Origin of the sequence: Thermoflexibacter ruber (assembly GCF_900113045.1) — a bacterium.
In the GTDB taxonomy this organism is placed as follows: Bacteria; Bacteroidota; Bacteroidia; order Cytophagales; family Thermoflexibacteraceae; genus Thermoflexibacter; species Thermoflexibacter ruber.
Window position 1 is genome coordinate 1 of sequence record NZ_FONY01000099.1, and the last position, 3,324, is coordinate 3,324.

At 31.2% G+C, this 3,324-nt stretch carries 4 protein-coding genes; all 4 read right to left on the reverse strand.

Annotated features, from left to right (window positions below):
• Positions 1–118: 118 nt before the first annotated feature.
• Complete coding sequence (locus BM141_RS22235) at positions 119–802, reverse strand: FkbM family methyltransferase (RefSeq protein ID WP_221407738.1); 684 nt, start codon at positions 800–802, stop codon at positions 119–121.
• A gap of 132 nt (positions 803–934) precedes the next feature.
• Positions 935–1,534, reverse strand: coding sequence for a hypothetical protein (locus tag BM141_RS22240; protein WP_143091087.1), 600 nt, complete (start codon positions 1,532–1,534; stop codon positions 935–937).
• A gap of 91 nt (positions 1,535–1,625) precedes the next feature.
• A complete protein-coding gene (locus tag BM141_RS22245) occupies positions 1,626–2,132 on the reverse strand; it encodes a hypothetical protein (RefSeq protein WP_143091088.1) in 507 nt (168 codons plus the stop codon).
• A 116-nt stretch (positions 2,133–2,248) separates the two neighbouring features.
• On the reverse strand, positions 2,249–3,324 hold a 1,076-nt coding region (locus tag BM141_RS23340), incomplete at its 5' end, for a hypothetical protein (RefSeq protein WP_177217522.1).

Consider the following 3,324-nt stretch of genomic DNA (forward strand, 5'->3'; position numbering starts at 1 on the left):
TGGGAACTTTCCAAGGCTACCGACACAAAGGCTCAGTTACGGAAATCCTCAAACGCCGATTTTATTATCCCAATAGGATTAGGTGAGAAAAATTAATTTGGAAAGCAATGTCTAAAAATCATTTTAACCATTTCAGCACTTGTTTAAGTTTTAGGATAGATTTGGTTTTTATGCGTCTAATGCTATGGTTCAAATTTGCCAAAAATAGGATTGTTTTTTCTAAAAAACTTATTTCAAATACTCCTTTTTTGATAAATACGCTATCAGATGTATTTTTATACCATAATTGATAATTATTATCTTGCATCCACATCAAGATATCTTTTAAAAAGGGATTAGTGTATAATTTCCCATGAGTTTCAATAGAAATCACAGATGGACGGCTTTTCATATGCTTGATGACATACCACTCTGCTCCCTCAATATCAATGCTTAATAAATCTATAGTACCATCATCAATTTCATCAAATCGTTTTGCTTCTACAGTAAATTTATTATTCTCGCTAATTTGATAATTGTCATTGACTAATGCAGGAGTAGCCTCGAGTGTGGTAATAAAAGAAGATGCGCCTGCGTTGGCAAACTCAACAATTCCATGGTAGTCAAAAATAGCTACAGGAAAGATAGTGATAGCATGCTGATTACGAAAGTAAGCCCGAATACGCTCTACCATTTCAGGGTCAGCCTCTACCAACGTTGCTCGGATATTTTGTTGAATAAAATCCAGTAAATTAGATGTTTCGGGTAGATATACACCGACCTCAGCCACATGTTTAGGACAAAAGTTTTTTGTTTTACACATATCATAAATAGTCTGAGTCATACTGCTGATTTTTAGATACTTACTTTATAAGGTAAAAATTAGATAATATTTTAATGATTGACAGTTAATAGTTAATGCCCTTCTATCTATAATTTGAGTATAAATAAACTTTTACTTAATGATATAGCTAAGACGAGGAAGCAAAGAGATGCCGACCAAAGGATAGGCTGTAGGAGCAGAGAATACTCCACTATCTACCCCTAATATCCAATTACTTGCTAAGCGAAAATTAAGCTCCAATTTAAAAGGGAAAGCTAAATCAGTATGTTTGAAAAATCTCATCTCTTTAAAAGAAAGATTGTCTTTTATACCTTCATAGATAGGATGTCTATGAAGGCTATGCAATAGACTGAATCCTGTTCCTATATCAATGCTGAAGTAGTTTTTATGTAATATTTTATATTTAAAAATTAAACTTAAAGCTCTAAGTTGGATTTTTGAAGCTAATAGAGGAGTACTTGAATCATAAATATTGGAAGTATATTCATGGCTGCCACTTGTATAATCTATCGCAATCGTATAATGATTACTGATTATATAGTTAGTGCTGAGAAAATAGCTCATGCCAAGACTTGGTGCTTGGATTCTATGACTTGCAGGAGAACTTATGCCGCCTATACCAAAAGAAAACATCAAATTCCTACTCCCTTGCCCAAATGATATGTGAAATAAAAGTAGCCCAATGATTAATAATCTAATTTTTTTTGACATATATACAAATGATTAAAAAAAGAATAATCTTAGAAAGAGTCATGATTATTACAAAAAATCTTTGACTCTTTCCAATGCCATGGTTATCGACTTAATTTATCCTAAACTTGAAATATCCATCAGATATTCTAACGCGACTTGGGTTTTCCTTTTGCTGAGGTGACACTTCTACACACTCTACACTAAAATACCCTTCAATAACTTCATTATTCATCATGATAATTTTAATTTCAGGAGTGCCAAGATAGCCTGTATCTCCATTATGATAAATACAAGAAGATATTTGCCCTATTTCAAGCTCAGAAATGGGATGATTGTAAAAAAAACCATCTAAAGATTGTCTATTATCAATGATAATAAGTTGTAGAGATTCTCTATTGAGTTTTCCTTCAAACGCCACAGAATTAAGGGCTTTTGTGTTTTTCATAAGAAAATGCTTATCCACTTCTTGAGCTATCCAGTCATTCTCGTTTATTTTTGCTTTTAGTACATTTTCTGAGATGGGTTTTAGGATCAATCTATCACAAGCACTTCCTAAACAAACTGTTAAGAGTAATATTACTCCTACATAGAGTTTTCTTAAAAGATTTTTTTCCATTATGATTTTTTTATTTAAGTAAGATAAATCATTAAGTAATTTATAATGTCTATGATGCTTTACGTTTTTTTGCTGATTACTAAAAATTATAGCCAAGTGATAATTTATGTAACTGCTTAAAACCAATAAATAAACTCAGAATAATAACCGGTACCACAGCTATTTCCAGTCTGATTTTGATAAAAAGGATAAACCTTAGTCAAATATTGACCTTGCATTTGATTAATATACCATTTGCTTTCTGAGGAATAGGAGGATGCTAATTCTTGTTGTAATGTGTAATTACCTGCAAGACTCCATGAAGCATTAGAATAAGTGCGATATACATTTACACCATTTCCAAAACTTGCTGTAAAATTGGAGATAAATTTTTCTGAATATTCACCTGCATTTTTCCAAGTACCAGAATTGCTGTGAAAATACTCTACTTTAATCTGTGTTCTTAAAAACATTTTATACTGACCAGAGCCAACATAAGCCCCCGCATTCCATAGTTCAAAGACTATCTTATAGTTAATATTTGTAGAAAAATAACATATCCGATTAATTACTTGATTGAGCGATATAGAGCCAGACTCAGTTCTCCCGTTAGAAATAGATTCGCCCGTATCATTTTTATATAGCTTATGAATCTCAAGAACTGAACCTTTGGGAGGATTAGTTATATTAGCTTTAATTCTATTTAATGAAGATACATTTTTTTCTAAAAGAAATATTTGATAACCTTTGTAAAAGGCAACAATAGTATCTCCAATTTGATATTCCCCTTCTTCGTTCAGTAAACAAGCAATAAAATTAGGAATGAATACACCTTCTTCAAGGGTAATACGCTCCGTACTATCGTTCCAATTTTTAAAAGGCTTAATGCTAAGGTTTTTTCTAATAGAATCTATTTCTGTTGGTGTTCTTTTTATATCTGCAAGTAATTCTACAAGGTTTACAAATTCTTTCCTTGATTTGAACAACAAACGTCCATTTTTTACTTTTAGCTTAGAAAAAGACTTAGAAATATCTATTTTTTCTTGCAAAGAAGAAGAATTAGGTTTTATTTGACTCATCTCCTGTTCTATTTCTGTTAGATTAGTTTTACAACCTTCTAATAAGAGAAGATAGAGAAATAATAGTAGTAAAATTTGCTTTTTTGACCTCGGAAAAGTACTAAATTTTTGAATTTTTGAATTTTTGAATTTTT

Coding starts and splice junctions, on each gene's coding strand:
- BM141_RS22245 (WP_143091088.1), bottom strand. CDS start 2,132: ATGGAAAAAAATCTTTTAAGAAAACTCTATGTAGGAGTAATATTACTC.
- BM141_RS22235 (WP_221407738.1), bottom strand. CDS start 802: ATGTGTAAAACAAAAAACTTTTGTCCTAAACATGTGGCTGAGGTCGGT.
- BM141_RS22240 (WP_143091087.1), bottom strand. CDS start 1,534: ATGTCAAAAAAAATTAGATTATTAATCATTGGGCTACTTTTATTTCAC.